The sequence below is a fragment of the Methylobacterium sp. A52T genome (genome assembly GCF_053346095.1).
Genome location: NZ_JBKFBI010000037.1, coordinates 1 through 18,522, shown reverse-complemented (window position 1 = coordinate 18,522; position 18,522 = coordinate 1). Strand labels below are relative to the sequence as shown.

The 18,522-nt window shown below is 71.1% G+C and carries 16 protein-coding genes; 13 read left to right on the top strand and 3 right to left on the bottom strand.

Annotated features, from left to right (window positions below; all coding sequences use genetic code 11):
* Positions 1–5: 5 nt before the first annotated feature.
* From ACLBYE_RS11585 to ACLBYE_RS11560, 6 genes are all read left to right on the top strand, one after another.
* Complete coding sequence (locus tag ACLBYE_RS11585; RefSeq protein WP_447694313.1) at positions 6–800, top strand: thymidylate synthase; 795 nt, start codon at positions 6–8, stop codon at positions 798–800.
* The gene (locus tag ACLBYE_RS11580) at positions 797–1,285 is read left to right on the top strand and encodes a dihydrofolate reductase (protein WP_447694312.1); all 489 of its coding nucleotides are present in this window, start codon (positions 797–799) and stop codon (positions 1,283–1,285) included. The genes ACLBYE_RS11585 and ACLBYE_RS11580 overlap by 4 nt, the downstream gene beginning before the upstream one ends.
* Positions 1,286–1,567: 282 nt before the next feature.
* Complete coding sequence (hflK, locus tag ACLBYE_RS11575) at positions 1,568–2,761, top strand: FtsH protease activity modulator HflK (protein WP_447694311.1); 1,194 nt, start codon at positions 1,568–1,570, stop codon at positions 2,759–2,761.
* A complete protein-coding gene (hflC, locus tag ACLBYE_RS11570; RefSeq protein WP_020091289.1) occupies positions 2,758–3,735 on the top strand; it encodes a protease modulator HflC in 978 nt (325 codons plus the stop codon). Before hflK ends, hflC begins: the two co-directional genes overlap by 4 nt.
* 113 nt (positions 3,736–3,848) lie before the next feature.
* Positions 3,849–5,402: a DegQ family serine endoprotease gene (locus tag ACLBYE_RS11565; RefSeq protein ID WP_447694310.1), complete on the top strand. Its 1,554-nt coding sequence runs from the start codon at positions 3,849–3,851 to the stop codon at positions 5,400–5,402.
* Between the two features lie 140 nt (positions 5,403–5,542).
* Positions 5,543–6,049 (top strand): DUF1640 domain-containing protein, encoded by a 507-nt coding sequence (locus ACLBYE_RS11560; RefSeq protein WP_447694309.1) that lies wholly within the window; start codon positions 5,543–5,545, stop codon positions 6,047–6,049.
* Positions 6,050–6,052: 3 nt separating this feature from the next.
* On the opposite strand, the gene serB is transcribed toward ACLBYE_RS11560, so the two are convergent.
* A complete protein-coding gene (gene serB, locus ACLBYE_RS11555) occupies positions 6,053–6,946 on the bottom strand; it encodes a phosphoserine phosphatase SerB (protein ID WP_447694308.1) in 894 nt (297 codons plus the stop codon).
* A 14-nt stretch (positions 6,947–6,960) separates the two neighbouring features.
* Here serB and miaA point away from each other — a divergent pair, with 14 nt between their 5' ends.
* Positions 6,961–7,887, top strand: coding sequence for a tRNA (adenosine(37)-N6)-dimethylallyltransferase MiaA (gene miaA, locus ACLBYE_RS11550; protein ID WP_447694307.1), 927 nt, complete (start codon positions 6,961–6,963; stop codon positions 7,885–7,887).
* Positions 7,888–8,014: 127 nt separating this feature from the next.
* On the opposite strand, the gene ACLBYE_RS11545 is transcribed toward miaA, so the two are convergent.
* A complete protein-coding gene (locus ACLBYE_RS11545; RefSeq protein WP_447694306.1) occupies positions 8,015–8,884 on the bottom strand; it encodes an NAD(P)-dependent oxidoreductase in 870 nt (289 codons plus the stop codon).
* Positions 8,885–9,174: 290 nt separating this feature from the next.
* Here ACLBYE_RS11545 and ACLBYE_RS11540 point away from each other — a divergent pair, with 290 nt between their 5' ends.
* The 5 genes from ACLBYE_RS11540 to ACLBYE_RS11520 all read left to right on the top strand — a co-directional run bounded on the left by ACLBYE_RS11540 (position 9,175) and on the right by ACLBYE_RS11520 (position 15,944).
* On the top strand, positions 9,175–11,235 hold the full coding sequence (locus ACLBYE_RS11540) for a carbon starvation CstA family protein (protein WP_447694305.1): 2,061 nt from the start codon (positions 9,175–9,177) through the stop codon (positions 11,233–11,235).
* Between the two features lie 8 nt (positions 11,236–11,243).
* Positions 11,244–11,465, top strand: coding sequence for a YbdD/YjiX family protein (locus ACLBYE_RS11535; protein ID WP_020091282.1), 222 nt, complete (start codon positions 11,244–11,246; stop codon positions 11,463–11,465).
* A 163-nt stretch (positions 11,466–11,628) separates the two neighbouring features.
* Positions 11,629–11,829 (top strand): DUF3606 domain-containing protein, encoded by a 201-nt coding sequence (locus ACLBYE_RS11530; RefSeq protein ID WP_020091281.1) that lies wholly within the window; start codon positions 11,629–11,631, stop codon positions 11,827–11,829.
* 106 nt (positions 11,830–11,935) lie between these two features.
* Complete coding sequence (locus ACLBYE_RS11525; protein WP_020091280.1) at positions 11,936–12,370, top strand: tellurite resistance TerB family protein; 435 nt, start codon at positions 11,936–11,938, stop codon at positions 12,368–12,370.
* 277 nt (positions 12,371–12,647) lie between these two features.
* The gene (locus tag ACLBYE_RS11520) at positions 12,648–15,944 is read left to right on the top strand and encodes an efflux RND transporter permease subunit (protein WP_447694304.1); all 3,297 of its coding nucleotides are present in this window, start codon (positions 12,648–12,650) and stop codon (positions 15,942–15,944) included.
* A gap of 96 nt (positions 15,945–16,040) precedes the next feature.
* Here the strand turns inward: ACLBYE_RS11520 and cynS are convergent, their stop codons facing one another.
* Positions 16,041–16,529 (bottom strand): cyanase, encoded by a 489-nt coding sequence (gene cynS, locus ACLBYE_RS11515; protein ID WP_447694303.1) that lies wholly within the window; start codon positions 16,527–16,529, stop codon positions 16,041–16,043.
* 310 nt (positions 16,530–16,839) lie between these two features.
* Here cynS and ACLBYE_RS11510 point away from each other — a divergent pair.
* On the top strand, positions 16,840–18,522 hold a 1,683-nt coding region (locus ACLBYE_RS11510; protein WP_447694302.1), incomplete at its 3' end, for a sigma 54-interacting transcriptional regulator.

Here is an 18,522-nt window from a genome sequence, read left to right as displayed (position 1 = left end):
GGGCGATGGACGCTTATCACGACCTGCTCCGGCGGATCCTCGACGCGGGCGTCGCCAAGGACGACCGCACCGGCACCGGCACGCTCTCGGTGTTCGGCCACCAGATGCGCTTCGACCTGTCGGCGGGCTTCCCGCTCGTCACCACGAAGCGGCTGCACCTGCGCTCGATCATCCACGAACTGCTCTGGTTCCTGGCGGGCGACACCAACGTGGCGGCGCTGAAGGCGAACGGCGTGACGATCTGGGACGAGTGGGCGGACGCGCACGGCGATCTCGGCCCGGTCTACGGCAAGCAGTGGCGCTCCTGGGAGAGGCCCGGCGGCGGCACGGTCGACCAGATCGCCTGGGTGCTCGACGAGATCCGGCGCAACCCCGATTCCCGCCGCCTGATCGTGTCGGCCTGGAACCCGGCCGACCTCGACCGGATGGCCCTCGCCCCCTGCCACTGCCTGTTCCAGTTCTACGTCAGCGAGGGGCGGCTCTCCTGCCAGCTCTACCAGCGCTCGGCGGATGCCTTCCTCGGCGTGCCGTTCAACATCGCGAGCTACGCGCTCCTGACCCACATGATCGCCCAGGTGGCCGGCCTCGGGGTCGGCGACTTCGTCCACACCTTCGGCGACGCGCATCTCTACCGGAACCACCTGGAGCAGACCCGCACCCTCCTGGCCCGGGAGCCGCGCCCGCTGCCGCACCTGCGGCTCAACCCGGAGGTGCGCGACCTCTTCGCCTTCCGGTTCGAGGACATCGCCATCGAGAACTACGACCCGCATCCCGCCATCGCGGCCCCGGTGGCGGTATGAGCCCGATCGTTTCCCTGGTCGCCGCCGTCGCCCGCAACGGCGTGATCGGCCGCGACAACGGGCTCGCCTGGCATCTCTCCAGCGATCTCAAGCGCTTCAAGGCCCTGACCATGGGCAAGCCGATGCTGATGGGCCGGCGCACCTGGGACTCGATCGGCCGGCCCCTGCCGGGGCGCCGCACCCTGGTGCTGACCCGGGACACGGGCTTCCGCGCCGAGGGGGTCGAGACCGTCCACGACTGGGCCTCCGCGCTGGCCGGCGCCGGGGCGGAGCTGATGGTGGTCGGCGGCGCCGAGATCTACGCGCTCGCGCTCCCGCACGCCGACCGGCTCCACCTCACCGAGGTCGAGGCCGAGCCCGCCGGCGACGTGCGGTTCCCCGCCTTCGACCGCGCCCGCTTCCGGGAGACGTTCCGCGAGGCGCACCCGGCGGGCCCGCGGGACGAGCACGCCTTCGCCTTCGTCGACTGGGAGCGCGCACGCTGAGGCGCGCCGCCGCATTTGCGTTCCGCGCCGCGCATGCCCACCTGCCAGCCTTGACAGCACGGGGCGTGCGCCCGCAGGTGCCTGTCGGGTGCGCGCGCTCACGCCGGGCCTGCACATCCTGCGGGAAGATGCGCGTGCGGGCCCTCGAGGCCTCCAGCCGGGAGCGGTCGCGGTGCGATCGGTCCGGATGGTCGGGACTAGGCGGGCGAGCGTGGCCGTTCAGGCAGGGGGCGCCGGTCGGGACGTGGGCCGGGCGCGGACAGGCAGGAGACGACGGCTAGGATGCCTTGGAGCAATCAGAGCGGCGGCGGGGGGCCCTGGGGCCGGCCCGGCGGTAACGGCGGTGGTCCCTGGGGTGGCGGCAGCGGCGGCGGCGGTGGCAAGACGCCGCCGAACCTCGAGGACCTGCTCCGGCGCGGGCAGGACCGCCTGCGCGGTCTGATCCCGGGCGGCGGTGGCGGTTCGGGCGGCGGTTACGGCGGCGGCGGCTCGACCGGCGTCGGCGGCGGCCGCAGCGCGGCGGTGATCGCCGTCCTGGCCGTCGCCATCTGGCTCGCGACCGGCTTCTACACCGTCTACCCCCGTCAGGTCGGCATCGAGACCATCTTCGGCCGCTACGTCGGCACTAAGGGCGAGGGCCTGCGCTACAACTTCCCCTATCCGATCGGCGGGGTGGTGAAGCCGGATGTCGGCTCCCAGAACTCGATCCAGATCGGCTTCCGCGCCGGCCCGAACGGGCAGGGCCGCAACCGCGACGTGCCGGACGAGAGCCTGATGCTCACCGGCGACGAGAACATCGTCGATCTCGACTTCGAGGTGCAGTGGCGGGTCAACCCGCTGAAGGCCTCCGACTTCGTGTTCAACCTCCAGAATCCGGAGGGCACCATCAAGGCGATCTCCGAGAGCGCGATGCGCGAGGTGATCGGCCGCCGCAACATCCAGGCGATCCTCACCAACGAGCAGTCGAGCATCGCCCAGGAGGTCAAGGAGATGGTCCAGAAGGCGCTCGACGAGTACGGCGCCGGCGTGCGCATCGAGGTGGTGCAGCTCGTCTCGGTCAACCCGCCGCCGGAAGTGCGCCCCGCCTTCATCGACGTGAACGCGGCCCAGCAGGACGCCGACACGGCGCAGAACGAGGCCAAGACCTACGCCAGCCGCGAGGTGCCGCAGGCCCGCGGTAAGGCGTCCCAGATCGTCCAGCAGGCCGAGGCCTACCGGACGAAGGCGACCGCCGACGCCACCGGCCAGGCCGCGCGCTTCAGCGAGGTCTACGCCTCCTACAAGGCCGCCCCGGCGATCAGCCGCGAGCGGATCTTCCTGGAGACGATGGAGAAGGTCCTGGGCTCCGTGAACAAGGTGATCATCGACCAGAACGGGGCGCAGCCCGGCGGTGCCACCGCGGCCGGCGTGCTGCCGGTGCTGCCGCTCTCCGAGTTCGGCGCCCGCGCCCAGGCCCAGACGGGAGCTGCCCGATGAAACAGGCTCTCCGCACCGGCCTGATCGTGGTCGCGGCGATCGTCGCGATCGGCCTCTACGCCTCGATCTTCACCGTCGGCCAGATGCAGCAGGCGCTCGTCCTGCAGTTCGGCCGCGTCCGGGCCGTCCTCAACGCCACCGGCGAGGACAAGCCCGGCCTGTACTTCAAGATCCCGTTCATGGAGAACGTGGTCGTCTTCGACAAGCGCGTGCTCGACCTCGACCTGCCGGTCCAGACGGTGCTCACCGCCGACCGGCAGAACCTGGAGGTGGACGCCTTCGCCCGCTACCGGATCGTCGATCCGCTGCGCTTCTACCAGGCGGTGGGCAATATCGGGCTGGCCAACCAGCGGCTCGCGAGCTTCACCAATTCCGGCCTGCGCAACGTGCTCGCCCGCTCGACCCGCGACGCGATCGTGAAGACCGATCGCGGGCAGCTGATGCACCAGATCCAGGAGGACGTGAACCGGCAGGCCAAGGCGCTCGGCATCGAGATCGTCGACCTGCGCATGACCCGCGTCGACCTGCCCGCGCAGAACTCGGCCGCCGTCTACCGGCGGATGAAGACCGAGCGCGAGCGCGAGGCCGCCGACATCCGCGCCAACGGCGACCAGATCGCCGCCACGATCCGCGCCAAAGCCGACCGCGAGGTCACGGTGATCCTCGCCGAGGCGACGCAGAAATCCGAGCAGCTGCGTGGACAGGGTGACGCGGACAAGAACCGCATCCTCGCGGACGCGTTCGGGAAGGACGCGGACTTCTTCAGCTTCTACCGCTCGATGCAGGCCTACGAGAGCGGGCTGAAGGGATCCGATACCCGCCTGGTGATCAGCCCGAACACGGACTTCTTCCGCTTCTTCAGCGATCCGCAGGGCCGGGCACCCGCCCCGGCCGCCCGCGGGCCGCGCGGGCCGGCCGATCCGAGCGCCACCACGGGCTCGACGACCGGCTCCACGGCGGGGACGGCGCGCTGAGGGGGCCCGTTGGCGCCCCGGTGCCCGCGGATTACCTTGCAGGACAACCCGCGGGCGATCGGCCATCGGTCGAGGCCCGCGGGACCGGAAACGCGTTCTTGAAGAGGTCGACCATGCACCCCGTCGCGAGCGCCCCCGAGGCGCCGTTCGACCGCGCCCCGGCGCGGCCCCGCTCCCGCGCCCGCGCGGTGATGGCCTCGATCCTGATCGGCGCCTCGGTCACCGTCTCCGTGGCCGCGGCCGCCCTGCCGGTGCCGGCCTTCGCCAAGGGACCCGCCTCCCTCGCCGATCTCGCCGAGCAGGTCACCGACGCGGTGGTGAACATCTCCGCCTCCACCACCGTCGAGGCCCGCGCCGGCCGTGCCGGGCCGCAGGTGCCCCCGGGCACCCCGTTCGAGGACCTGTTCGAGGAGTTCTTCAACCGGCGCGGCGGCCGCGGCGGCGGGGGCGGCGGTGACAGCGACGGGCCGCGTCAGCAGCGCAAGTCGAACTCCCTCGGCTCCGGCTTCATCATCGATTCCGCCGGCCTCGTGGTGACGAACAACCACGTCATCGGCGACGCCAACGACATCCAGGTCATCCTGCACGACGGCACGAAGCTGAAGGCCGAGATCGTCGGCAAGGATTCGAAGATCGACCTCGCGGTCCTGCGGGTGAAGCCCCCGGCCGACCGCACGCTGAAGGCCGTGCCGTTCGGCGATTCCGACAAGATGCGGCCCGGCGACTGGGTCATCGCCATCGGCAACCCGTTCGGGCTCGGCGGCTCGGTCTCGGCCGGCATCGTCTCGGCGCGGGGCCGGAACATCGAGTCCGGACCCTACGACAACTACATCCAGACCGACGCGGCCATCAACAAGGGCAATTCCGGCGGCCCGCTGTTCAACATGGACGGCGAGGTGATCGGCATCAACACGGCGATCCTGTCGCCGACCGGCGGCTCGGTGGGCATCGGCTTCGCGGTCCCGTCGGGCACGGCCAAGCCCGTGATCGACCAGCTCCGCGACTTCGGCGAGGTCCGCCGCGGCTGGCTTGGCGTGCGCATCCAGAACGTCGACGACACCACCGCCGAGGCGCTCAACCTCAAGGGCGGCGCGCGGGGCGCCCTGGTGGCCGGCGTCGACGAGAAGGGACCGGCCAAGACCGCCGGGATCGAGGTCGGCGACGTGATCCTGAAGTTCAACGGCGCGCCGGTGAAGGCCTCGGGCGACCTGCCGCGCATCGTCGCCTCGACCCCGGTCGGCCAGAAGGTCGACGTGGTCGTCATGCGCAAGGGCGAGGAGGTGACGAAGCCCGTCACCCTCGGCCGCCTGGAGGACGGCGACAAGCCGCAGCTCGCCAACCTGCGCCAGCCGGAGCCCGAGAGCGCGACCCGGCAGGCGCTGGGCCTCAACCTCTCCGGCATGACCGACGAGCTGCGCAAGAAGTACTCCATCAAGGACACCGTGAAGGGCGTGGTCGTCACCCGGGTCGACCCGAACTCCACCGCCGCCGACAAGCGGATCCAGCCCGGTGAGGTGATCGTCGAGGTCGGCCAGGAATCGGTCAGCACTCCCGCGGAGGTGACCAAGCGGATCGACGCCCTCAAGAAGGACGGGCGCAAGTCGGTCCTGCTGCTTGTGGCGGGCGCCACCGGCGACGTGCGCTTCGTGGCCGTCGGCCTCGACTGAGCGGCCTCGTCGCGTCGCCGAGGGCCGTCGCTCCGCGGGGAGCGGCGGCCCTCGCGCGTTCAGGGGCCCCACATTGACGCTGCGCCGCGGCACGGCACACTGGGCCGGCGAGTCGGTGCGGCTCGGGCGAGTTCGGACCCATGACGGCCGTAGCGTTCGACACCCTGAAGTTCGCCCGCGCCCTGCGGGAGAAGGCGAAGCTGTCGCCCGAGCAGGCGGAGGGTCTGGCCGACGCGCTGGTCGACGTCTTCGACGGGAATCTGGCGACGAAGGCCGATATCCACGAGCTGCGAGCCGATATTCAGATGGTCCGTGGTGACATCGAGGCCCTGAAAATCCAGAGCCGTGCCGACATCGAAGCGCTTCGGCTCGCCACCCAGGGGGATATCGAAAGCCTTCGCGTGACGACCGAGGCCGACAGCGACAATCTTCGGCTCTCCACGACGGCTAGCCTTGAACGCCTACGTATGGAGATCAAAGCAGGCTTGGACGGTCTGCGCCTCGAAACGAAGGCCGGTATCGAGGCCGTGAAGGGCGCGATCGCCTCCGCGAAGGTCGAGACGGTGCGCTGGCTCGTCGGCGCGATCGGCTTTCAGACGCTCGCCGTGCTCGGCGCGGTCATCGCCCTGACCCGCACCCTCCACTGAGCCTCACCCCACGAACTCCGCCGCCGCGTAGCCCTGCAGGTACAGGAGCGCGGTGAGGTCGCCGTGCTCGACCCGGACCCGCGCCGCGGCCGCGACCGCGGGCTTCGCCCGGAACGCCACCCCGAGGCCGGCCTCGCCCAGCATGTCGAGGTCGTTGGCGCCGTCGCCGACCGCGAGGGTCTCGGCGGCGCCGAGGCCCAGCTGCCCGCGCAGCGCGATCAGCGTCGCGCGCTTCTCGGCCTTCCCGACGATCGGGTCCTCCACCAGGCCGGTGAGCCGCCCGTCCGCCACGCCCAGCACGTTGGACCGGTGCTCGTCGAAGCCGATCATCGCGGCGATCGGGCCGGTGAACAGCGTGAAGCCCCCGGAGACCAGGCAGGTATGGGCGCCGTGCGCCCGCATCGTCCGCACCAGCGTGCCGCCGCCCGGGGTCAGGGTCAGGTGCTCGGCGATCAGCCCGTCGACTGCGCCGACCGGGATGTCCTTAAGGAGCGCGACGCGCTCGCGCAGGGCCGGCTCGAAGGCGATCTCGCCCCGCATCGCCCGCTCGGTGATCGCCGCCACGTGGTCCTTGAGGCCGAGCGTCCCGGCGAGCTCGTCGATGCATTCCTGCTCGATCATGGTGGAATCCATGTCGGCCAGGAACAGGCGCTTGCGCCTGTGCGCGTCGGCGGGCAGCACCGCGAGGTCGATCGGCTCGCCGGCCAGCGCCGTGCGCAGCCGGTCGGTGAGGGACGCGGCGGCCGCGGGCTCGCCCGGCACCAGCAGCTCGGCCGCCACCTCGCCGTGCAGGATCCGGGGCTGGTGCTCCGTCCCCAGCACGGCGCGCGTCTCGGCCAGCACCGCGTCGGTGATGGACGGCCGATCCGGGTTTGCTATCAGGACCGCGACCAGCATCGTGGAGTTTCGCCTTGCCGCCAGACCGGGGGGAAGCCGGGGGGCGCCCGGCCGCGGTCCTCATCGCAGGGCCCACCGCGTCGGGCAAGTCGGCGCTGGCCGCCCGGCTGGCGGAGCGTCACGGCGGCGTGGTGATCAACACCGATTCCATGCAGGTCTACGCGGACCTGCGCCGCCTGACCGCGCGGCCCGACCCGGACGAGGAGGCGCGGGTCCCCCACCGGCTCTACGGCCACGTCGACGGCGCCGTGAACTACTCCGCGGGGCACTTCTCGCGGGACGCGGCGGCGCTGCTGGCGACGCTCGGCGGGCGCCTGCCGGTCTTCGTCGGCGGCACCGGCCTGTACTTCCGGGCGCTGGAGCAGGGCTTCTCGGAGCTGCCGCCCGTGCCCGAGGCGGTGCGGGCGCGGGTGCGGGACGCGGCGGAGGGGCGCCCGACCGAGGCGCTGCACGCCGAGCTCGGCCGGCACGATCCCGAGGGGGCCGCCCGCCTGCGGCCGAGCGACCGGATGCGGGTGATGCGCGCCCTGGAGATCTTTCTCGCGACGGGCCGACCGATCGCCAGCTTCTACGGCGATCCCGTTCCCGGCCCGCTCGCCGGACGGAACCTCCAAAGAATCTTCCTGGCACCCGACCGGGCGGTGCTCCGGGCCCGGATCGACGCCCGCTTCCGGACCATGATCGCCGAGGGGGCGCTGGACGAGGTCGCCCGCCTGCGCGCGCGCAATCTCGACCCGATGCTGCCGGTGATGCGCGCCCACGGGGTGCCGGGCCTGATCGCCCACCTCGACGGGGCGATGAGCCTCGAAGCGGCGATCGTCCGGGGGCAGGCGGATACGCGCGCCTACGCCAAGCGCCAGTTCACGTGGTTCCGCCACCAGATGGGGGAGGCGTGGCGCTGGGTGGATCCGGAATCCGCGGAAGTCGATGAGCTGTTCTGAGGGGAGCGTCCGACCTGCCGGGGGAGACCGGCGCGCGCGGTGCCGCGATCCAGGCGGCCCCCTCTCGCGGGAGAGGGGACCTGCCGCGTCTTGCCCGGTCCTCGGCTCCGGGCGAAGGCCGGAGGCGTCAGCGCTCCAGCCGCGCCACGAGGCTCGACGTGTCCCAGCGGTTGCCGCCCATGGCCTGCACCTCGGCGTAGAACTGGTCGACGAGGGCCGAGACCGGGAGCTTGGCGCCGTTGCGGCGGGCCTCGTCCAGCAGGATGCCGAGATCCTTGCGCATCCAGTCGACCGCGAAGCCGAAGTCGAACTTGCCCGCGTTCATGGTCTTGCCGCGGTTCTCCATCTGCCAGGAGCCGGCGGCGCCCTTGGAGATCACGTCGAGCACCGCCTCGACGTCGAGGCCGGCGCGCTTGGCGAAGTGGACGCCCTCCGACAGGCCCTGGACGAGGCCGGCGATGCAGATCTGGTTGACCATCTTGGTGAGTTGGCCGGCGCCGGCCGGACCCATCAGCCGGCAGGCGCGCGCGAAGGACCCGATCGCGCCCTCGACCTTGGCGTAGGTCGCCGCGTCGCCGCCGCACATCACGGTGAGCACGCCGTTCTCGGCGCCCGCCTGGCCGCCGGAGACCGGCGCGTCGATGAAGCCGAGTCCCTTGGCCTCGGCCGCCGCGGCGAGCTCCCGGGCGACCTCGGCGGAGGCCGTGGTGTGGTCCACGAACACCGCGCCGGGCTTCATGCCGGCCAGCGCCCCGTCGTCGCCCAGCACGACGCTGCGCAGGTCGTCGTCGTTGCCCACGCAGGCGAACACGATCTCGGCGCCCTCGGCGGCCTGCCGGGGCGTGGGCGCGGAGGCGCCGCCGTAGGTCTTCACCCAGGCCTCGGCCTTCGGGGTGGTACGGTTGTAGACGGTGACGTCGTGGCCACCCTTCTTGGCGAGGTGTCCGGCCATCGGGCCGCCCATCACGCCGAGACCCAGGAATGCGACCTTCGCCATTGTCGTGCGCTCCTCGCGGGCCCGGACCGCGCCGGCGCCCTTCCATCTCCGACGGCGGGCGGCGACGGAGCTCGGCAGCCGGGCCGTGAAGGGGGTCGGGGCCGTGCCGGGGGACCCGATGTGACAGATTGGGCGTCGTGCCGCCGCCGACGCTGCATCACAGCTCGGATCGCTTGCGTCAACGGCGGACCAATAGGATAACCCGCCCGTGTAGCCCGGGACCACGAAGTCCCAGCCGGAGCCCCCCGCGCGTGGCCCCGCGCGCGAGGCGTTCGGTCAGGGAGTGGGACATGGGTTCGGCGATCGGCAGGCACGGGCCCTGGGCCCTCGTGGGGGCGCTCGGCGCCGCGGCGCTGGCGATCGTGGCGAGCCAGCGCGGCGAGACGATCAACGCCCTCTGGATCGTGGTCGCGGCGGTCTGCGTCTACCTCATCGCCTACCGCTACTATTCCCAGTTCATCGCCGACAAGGTGATGCGGCTCGACCCGAAGCGCGCGACCCCCGCGGTGCGCCACAACGACGGGCTCGACTACGTGCCCACCAACCGCGGCGTCCTGTTCGGACACCACTTCGCGGCGATCGCGGGCGCGGGCCCGCTGGTCGGCCCGGTGCTCGCCGCCCAGATGGGCTACCTGCCCGGCATGCTGTGGATCCTGGCCGGCGTGGTCCTCGCGGGCGCCGTGCAGGACTTCATGGTCCTGTTCGTGTCGATGCGCCGGGACGGCCGCTCGCTCGGCGAGCTGATCCGGGCCGAGCTCGGCACCGTACCGGGCATCATCGCCCTGTTTGGCACCTTCCTGATCATGGTGATCCTGCTCGCCGTGCTGGCGCTGATCGTCGTCAAGGCGCTCGCCGAGAGCCCCTGGGGCACCTTCACGGTGATGTCGACGATCCCGATCGCCATGCTGATGGGCGTCTATTCCCGCTACATCCGCCCGGGCAAGATCGGCGAGGTCTCGATCCTCGGCTTCGTCCTGCTGATGCTCGCCATCGTCGCCGGCGGCTCGGTGGCGGCGAGCCCGGTCTGGGGGCCGGCCTTCACCTTCACGGGCCCGCAGCTCTGCTGGATGCTGATCGGCTACGGCTTCGTGGCGTCGATCCTGCCGGTCTGGCTGCTCCTCGCCCCGCGCGACTACCTGTCGACCTTCCTCAAGATCGGCACCATCGTCGGGCTGGCGCTGGGCATCGCCTTCGTGGCGCCGCACATGCAGATGCCGGCGGTCACCAAGTTCGTCGACGGCACCGGCCCGGTCTGGGCGGGCAGCCTGTTCCCGTTCCTGTTCATCACCATCGCCTGCGGCGCGGTCTCGGGCTTCCACGCCCTGATCTCGTCGGGCACCACCCCGAAGCTGATCGCCAGCGAGTCCGACGCCCGCTTCATCGGCTACGGCGGCATGCTGATGGAATCCTTCGTGGCGATCATGGCGCTGGTCTCGGCCTGCGTGATCGACCCGGGCGTCTACTTCACCATGAACTCGCCCGCGGCCCTCATCGGCACGACGCCCGAGACCGCCGCCGCCGCGGTGACCAAGCTCGGCTTCGCCACGACGCCGGAGGTGATCACCCAGACCGCCGCGGACGTCGGCGAGCACACGATCATCTCGCGGGCCGGCGGCGCGCCGACCCTCGCGGTCGGCATGGCCCACATCATCTCGTCGGCCATCGGCGGCAAGGCCATGATGGCCTTCTGGTACCACTTCGCGATCCTGTTCGAGGCGCTGTTCATCCTCACGGCCGTGGACGCGGGCACCCGCGCCTGCCGGTTCATGGTGCAGGATCTCGTCGCCTTGGCGATCCCGTCGTTCAAGAACACCACGTCGTGGGGGCCGAGCATCGCGGCGACCGCCATCTCGGTGGGAGCCTGGGGCTACTTCCTCTACCAGGGCGTGACCGACCCGCTGGGCGGCATCAACACCCTGTGGCCGCTCTTCGGCATCTCGAACCAGATGCTGGCCGCGGTGGCGCTGACGCTCTGCACGGTGGTGATCTTCAAGATGAAGCGCGAGCGCTACGCGTTCGTGACCATCATCCCGACCGCGTGGCTGTGCATCTGCACCCTCACGGCCGGCTGGCAGAAGATCTTCTCGGCCGACCCGAAGATCGGCTTCCTGGCCCACGCCGAGCGCTACGCGGCGGCGGCGGCCGAGGGCAAGATCCTGGCGCCGGCCAAGAACGCCGACCAGATGAGCCAGATCATCCTCAACGACCGGATCGACGCGGTGCTGGCGGCCCTGTTCATCGGCCTCGTCGTCGCCATCGCGGGCTTCGGCATCGCCGCCTGCGTGAAGGCGTGGCGCGCGGACCGCTGGACCGCGCTGGAGACCGAGCCGCACATGGTCGCGGCGGAGTAGGAGGTCCCATGCTGCCGTCGTCGAACCTGCGGGACCGGATCCGGACGCTGTCCAAATGCGTCTGCGACGGCGCCCGCCTGATGGTCGGGCAGGGGGACTACGCGGCCTATGCCGAGCATGTCCGCCGCACCCATCCCGACCAGGCGCCGATGAGCGAGGTGGAGTTCTTCCGCAACCGGGAGAACGCCCGCTTCGGGGTCGGCAACACCGCGGGTTTCCGCTGCTGCTGACAGGCGGCCGGTGAGCCCGTTCGTCCTTGCTTCGCTGCGCTCGCGATGACGGCGGCGTGTCTTCGCCGCGAACCGAGCCCCACTGCGGCGCGGACCCGTTTCCCTTCGGCCGGCGTTCTCCCCGCCGGAGGGCCGCCAGGCTCTCGCCAGATGCGGAAGGCCGATGACCGACCAGAGCGTGCAGGACCCGATCGAGCCCCGGGCCGTCAACATCGCCCATGCCTGGGAGCGGGCCTACTGGGCGCGCCGGTTCATGGTCCCGGTGGAGCAGGTCGAGGCCGCCGTGGCGGCGGTCGGCGACGATCCGGCCCGCGTGGCCGCCCATCTCGGACGGGACTGGCCGGGCCACGAGCCCGCCACCTGAGTCCGCCGCGCCAGGACTAGTCCTCCGCGATCCCGGGCTTAAGCTCGGCCGCATCTTGACTCCGCCGCCACAATATCCGCCATCTCAGGCCCGACGGGAGGTCGGCATGAGCATTTTCCAGGACGCCATCCTTCGGTTCGGCCGCACGATCATGTCGTACGCGGGCGACGCGGTCTTCCTGCAGGCCGCGGTCTCGTCCGCCGCCAACGTCATCGTGGCCGATGGCGACGTGGGCGAGGAGGAGATCGAGTCGGCGATCACCGGCATCCGCGCCAACCCGATCCTCGAGAAATCCTACGACACGCTGCGCGTGGAGCAGGAGCTCTACGAGGCGATCACCCGAGCCAAGACCCGGGCCGGGCGGCTGGAGAACCTGCGCCATGTCGGCGCCATCGCGGATCGGCCGATCGAGCAGCGCCAGGACGTGTTCCTGATCGGCGCGGACGTCGCCGATATCGACGGCATCAGCGAGGTCGAGCACAAGGCGCTCGACGAGATCGCCGGGGCGCTGCAGGTCGACAAGTCCGCCCTGCTGCGCTGATCCGGCCGGCCCGTCGCCCGGCAGCCCCGAGACGGCGCGCCGAGAACGCTCTCCCCATCCGGCGCCCGCATCCCGAGGTGACGGGGCGCGGCCCGCCGTGCCGGCCCCTCGCGGACGCGGGCGCGATGCGGGCCGCGATGCGGCCGACACCCCGAACCTGCGGCGACGCGGCCCGTCCCTTGCCTGACCGGACGTGATAGCGAAACAGTCCGGGTTTAGCCGGTGAGTCGGTTTACAACGCGGAGTTGCCGGCCCGGGGCCGGACGGCGGAGACCGCATGGGCCTCGTCCTCTACGCGCTCAAGTTCCGGATCACGACCTACGTGCTCGCGGTCCTGATGATGCTCGGCGGCGTCGGGGCGATCGTCGTCGCGCCGAAGGACGTGCTGCCGGTCGTCGACATCCCGGTCGTCGTGGTGGTCTGGACCTATACCGGCCTCTCGGCGCCGGAGATGGAACAGCGCATCACGACCTACGCCGAGTACGGCATCTCCAACAACGTCAACAACATCCGCCGCATGGAGTCGACGACGCTCCAGGGCACGGCGGTGCAGCGGATCTACTTCGAGCCCACCGTCAGCCTCAATCTCGCCATCGCCCAGGTGGTGTCCTCGACCAACTCGATCCGCGCCGTGATGCCCCCCGGCACGCAGCCGCCGGTGATCGTGCGCTACTCCGCCTCCTCGGTGCCGGTGATCCAGCTCGCCCTGACCTCGGCCAGGGAGAGCCTCAACCAGGTCTACGACTACGCCCAGTACCGGATCCGCCAGACCCTGGCGCAGGTCCCGGGCTCGACCCTGCCGTCGCCCTTCGGCGGCGCGCCCCGGCAGATCATGGTCGACCTCGACCTCAACGCCCTCCAGGCCCTCGGCCTGACGCCGCTCGACGTCACCAACGCCATGACGGCCCAGAACCTGACCGTGCCGTCCGGCCTCGCCAAGATCGGCGAGCAGCAGTACCCGGTCCAGCTCAACGGCACCCCGCCGTCGATCGAGACCCTGAACCTCGCGCCGATCAAGGTGGTGGCCGGCCAGCCCGTGCTGGTGCGCGACGTCGCCTATGTCCGCGACGGCGGCCCGCCGCAGGTCAACGTGGTCAGCGCCGACGGCCAGCAGGCGGTGCTGATGCAGATCATCAAGAACGGCAACGCCTCGACCCTGAGCGTGGTCAACAACGTCAAGGCGGCGATGCCGACGATCCGCGCCGCCGCGCCCGAGGGGCTGGCGATCAAGCCGCTCTTCGACCAGTCGGTCTACGTCTCGAACGCCATCGAGGGGGTGCTCCACGAGGCGCTGACCGCGGCGGCCCTGACCGGCCTCGCCATCCTGCTGTTCCTCGGCTCCTGGCGCTCGACGATCATCGTGCTGATCTCGATCCCGCTCTGCGTCATGACCTCGCTCGCCGTGCTGGCGGCGCTCGGCGAGACCATCAACGTGATGACGCTGGGCGGGCTGGCGCTCGCGGTCGGCATCCTGGTGGACGACGCCACGGTGGCGATCGAGAACACCTACCGGCTGTTCGAGGAGGGCGAGGAGTTCCGCGAGAGCGTGGTCCACGGCGCCGCCGGCATCGCCAAGCCGGCGCTGATCTCGACGCTCGCGATCTGCGCGGCCTTCACGGCCGTGTTCGCGCTCACCGACACGCCGAAATACCTGTTCACCCCGCAGGCGCTCGCGGTCGTATTCGCGATGCTGACCTCCTACCTGCTGTCGCGGACCCTGGTGCCGCTCCTGATCGACGTGATCGTGGCGCCGGAATACCGGCAGAAGCACGCCAAGGACCGGGACGCGCACCGGGACGCGCACCCGGCGCAGCACGCGGCGCCCCGGCGGGGCCGGATCGCCCGGGCCGTCGGCCTCGTGGGCGCCCCCGCGCTGCGGCTCGCCGGCCGGATCCACGGCGCGTTCGAGCGCGGCTTCGCGCGGTTCCACCGCGGCTATGTCGGGCTGCTCCACGCGGTGCTGCGCCACCGCATCGTCACCCTGGGCGCCGTCGGCGGCGTGCTCGGCATGACCGGCGTGCTGTTCGTCTTCGTCGGCCAGGACTACTTCCCGCAGATCGAGGCGAGCCAGATGACCATGCATCTGCGCACCCGCGTCGGCATGCGCATCGAGACCGCCCGGCAGGTCTTCGCCGAGGTCGAGGACACCGTCCGCGAGGTGATCCCGGCCGGTGAGGTCGACCAGATCCTCCAGAACATCGGCCTGCCGTCGAACAACTACAACTTCGCGTTCTCGGACGGCTCGTTCGTCTCCTACAATGACGGGCAGATGCTGATCAGCCTGAAGGAGGGGCACGGCCCGGTGGCGGGCTACATGAAGCGCCTGCGCGAGGTGCTGATGAAGCGCTTCCCCGACGTGGTCGTCTACTTCCAGCCCGCCGACATGATCACCCAGATCCTGAACTTCGGCGTCCTCACGCCGATCGACGTGCAGGTCTCCGGCCGCCACAAGGAGAAGGACCTAGAGGTCGCCCAGCGCATCGTGCAGCGGCTGAAGCACACGAAGGGTCTCGTCGACGTCCACCTGCAGCAGATCGTCAACGAGCCGCAATTCTACGTCGACGTCGACCGGCGCCTCGCCTCCGAACTCGGGCTGACCGAGCAGCAGGTGGCGCAGAACATGAACATCTCGCTGTCCGGCAGCTACCAGGTCACGCCGAACTTCTGGCCGGACCCGAAGACCGGCATCCCCTACCAGCTCTGGGTGCAGACGCCCGAGTACCGCAACAGCTCGCTCACCGACCTGCGCAACACGCCGATGTTCGTGCGCGCCGCCGCGACCTCCGGCTCCGGCCCCGGGGTGCTGACCCTGCTGTCGAGCCTCGCGGACATCCGCCGGACGCCGACGCAGACCATGATCAGCCACGTCAACATCCAGCCGACCTTCGACATCTTCGCCTCGGTGCAGGACCGGGACCTCGGCTCGGTCGCGCGCGAGATCGACAGGATCGTCGAGGACGAGCAGAAGAACCTCGAGGCGCCGGACAAGATCGTCGTCCGCGGCCAGATCGAGAACATGCGCTCGGCCTTCTTCCGCCTGGAGATCGGCCTCGGCATCGCGCTGATCGCCGTCTACCTGCTGATGGCGGTGAACTACCAGAGCTGGGGCGACCCGTTCGTGGTGATCGCCGCCCTGCCGATGGCCTTCTGCGGCATCACCTTCGCGCTGTTCGTGACCGGCACGCCGTTCTCGATCCCGTCGATCTTCGGGGCGATCATGTCGGTGGGCATCGCCTCGGCGAACTCGATCCTGCTCGTCACCTTCGCCAAGGAGCACCGGGAGGAGACCGGGTGCAGCGCCCTGGAGGCGGCGATCACGGCGGGCGAGACGCGGCTGCGGCCGGTGCTGATGACCGCCTCGGCGATGTTCCTGGGGCTGATCCCGATGGCGCTCGGGACCGGCGAGGGCGGCGAGCAGAACGCCGCGCTCGCCCGCGCCGTGATGGGCGGCATCGCCTTCGCGACGCCCGCGACCCTGCTGCTGGTGCCCTTCCTCTACGTGCTGATGCGCGGCGGCCCGGCGCGGCCGGTGCAGGATTACCTGGAGTCGGAGGGCCGCCCGGCGGCGGCGTGAGGGACGGCGGCGCGTCGCGCGCCGCGGCCCCTGTCGCTGGCCCGATCCGGATGCCTGACCGTCGGATCCCGATCGGGGGGCGCCCTCGCGGGTCGCTCACCCCTCCTTGAAGCCGTATTCCGGCGTGTCGTCGTCGTTGCCGTAGTACTTGTAAGGCAGGAACTTGCCCGACATGGTGAGCTTCACGCGGTCGCCCTTGTTGTTGGCCTCGCGGGCCATGTCCATGTTGAAGTCGATCGCCGACATGATGCCGTCGCCGAACTCCTCCTGGATCAGCTCCTTGAAGGTCGTTCCGTAGACCATCACCAGCTCGTAGAACCGGTAGATCAGCGGGTCGGTGGGCGGCATGGACGGGATCGAGCCGCGATAGGGCGGCTCGTTGAGCATCCGCTCCTCGGCGGCGGTGAGGCCGAAGAGCTCCGCCGCCCGCCTGGCCTGCGCCTTCGGGAGCTTCATCTGGCCCATGCAGGCCGCGGTGATCAGGAACGGCGACAGGCCGCCGATCTCCGCGTGGATGTGCTTCCAGCTCCACCCCTTCTCGCGCTTGATGTCGAGAAGCTTCTCGGTGAGGTCTTCGCGCTTCATCGTCGGCTCCCGGATCTCGATCTGCGATGGGTCCGGTGAGGCCGCGCGCTCCGCGGCCCCACCCACCCGGTGCGTGCGGGTGCGCGTCCGGATCGCGACCGGTGAGGGGGGACGGTCGCGTCCGGACGCGGACATCCACCGGGCGTCGTCGCGGCGCGCCTTCGGGAGCGGTGCCGGCCGACGGGCGGACAGCCTCACTCGGCAAAGGGTGTGCCAGGAGGAGGCCCGGAGAAATCGTCATTCCTGTCAGTGGCTTGGTGGGACGGACGTCGCTCACGACATCTCGTCGGAAACGAGATATCGTGAACCGATGACGATATCTCGTGAGTCCGGTGCCGCCGGAACCTTCGGGCCGGTCTTCGAGGCGAGCCCCGACCCCATGCTGGTCCTCGCGCCGGAGGAGGATCGGGTCGCGGACGCCAACCCGGCGGCGGCGCGCCTCCTCGGCTACGGCCGCGCGGCGCTGCGGGGCGCGCGGGCGAGCGCCCTGTTCCCGGGCCAGCTCCCGGCGCTCACGGTCTTCACCGAGGCCGCGCTGGCCAGGGGGCACTGGTGGACGCGCACATTGGCGCCGCGCGACGCGGCCGGACGCGACCTGCGGGTCGAGACCGCGGCCTTCCCGCTCCCGGGCGACGCGATGCGCCTCCTCGTGACCCTGGCGGACCCGGACACGCTCCACCGCCGCCAGGTCGACGGCGAGGCCGAGGCCCACATGCGCGCCGGCCTCTCGGAGTGGCAGCGCGTGGAGCGCATCTTCCGCGACATCGAGCGGGGCAACCAGCTGATCCTGCGCGCGGCCGGGGAGGGGATCTACGGCGTCAACGCGGAGGGCGTGACCACCTTCGTCAACCCGGCCGCCGCGCGCATGCTCGGCTGCGAGGCCGCCGACCTCGTCGGCCGGGACATGCACGCCGCCGTGCACCACACCCGCCCGGACGGCAGCCACTATCCCCACCGCGACTGCCCGATCTACGCGGCGTTCCGGGACGGGACCGTGCACCAGGTCGATCACGAGGTCTTCTGGCGCGCCGACGGCACCGCCTTCCCGGTCGAGTACACCTCGACGCCGATCCGCGACCGGGGGCGCCTGCTCGGCGCCGTCATCGTGTTCCGCGACATCAGCCAGCGCCGGGAGGCCGAGGCCCGCCTGACGAGCGCGCTCGCCGAGGTCGATTCCCTGCGGGAGCGCCTGGAGCTGGAGAACGCGTACCTGAAGGAGGAGATCCGGGCCGAGCGCCAGCACCAGGGCATCATCGGCCGCTCGCCCGCCATCGCGGCGACGCTCCGGCAGGTCGATCGCGTCGCCGCCACCGACGCCACGGTGCTGATCACGGGCGAATCCGGCACCGGCAAGGAGCTGATCGCCCGGGCGATCCACGAGGCCAGCCGCCGCAGCGCCCGCCCGATGATCCGCGTCAACTGCGCGGCGATCCCCCGCGAGCTGTTCGAGAGCGAGTTCTTCGGCCACGCCAAGGGCAGCTTCACGGGGGCGCTGCGCGACCGGATCGGCCGGTTCGAACTCGCCGACGGCGGCACGCTGTTCCTCGACGAGGTCGGTGAGATCCCCGTCGACCTTCAGGGCAAGCTGCTGCGCGTCCTGCAGGAGCGCTCGTTCGAGCGGGTCGGTGAGGCGCGCACCCGGGCGGTGGACGTGCGCGTGGTCGCGGCCACCAACCGGGACCTGCGCGCCGAGATCCGGGCGGGCCGCTTCCGGGAGGATCTCTACTTCCGCCTCAACGTCTTCCCGATCCAGGCGCGGCCCCTGCGCGAGCGGCCCGAGGACATCCCGCCGATCGCCCAGCACCTGCTCCGGGTCGCCGCGCGCCGCCTCACCGTCCCGGAGCCGCGCCTCACGGAGGGCGATGTCCGCCGCCTCTGCCGCTATTCCTGGCCCGGCAATGTCCGGGAACTGGAGAACGTGATCGAGCGGGCGGTGATCCTCTCCGCCCGGGGGCGCCTCCGCCTCGACCTGCCCGACGGCGAGGCGGCCGGC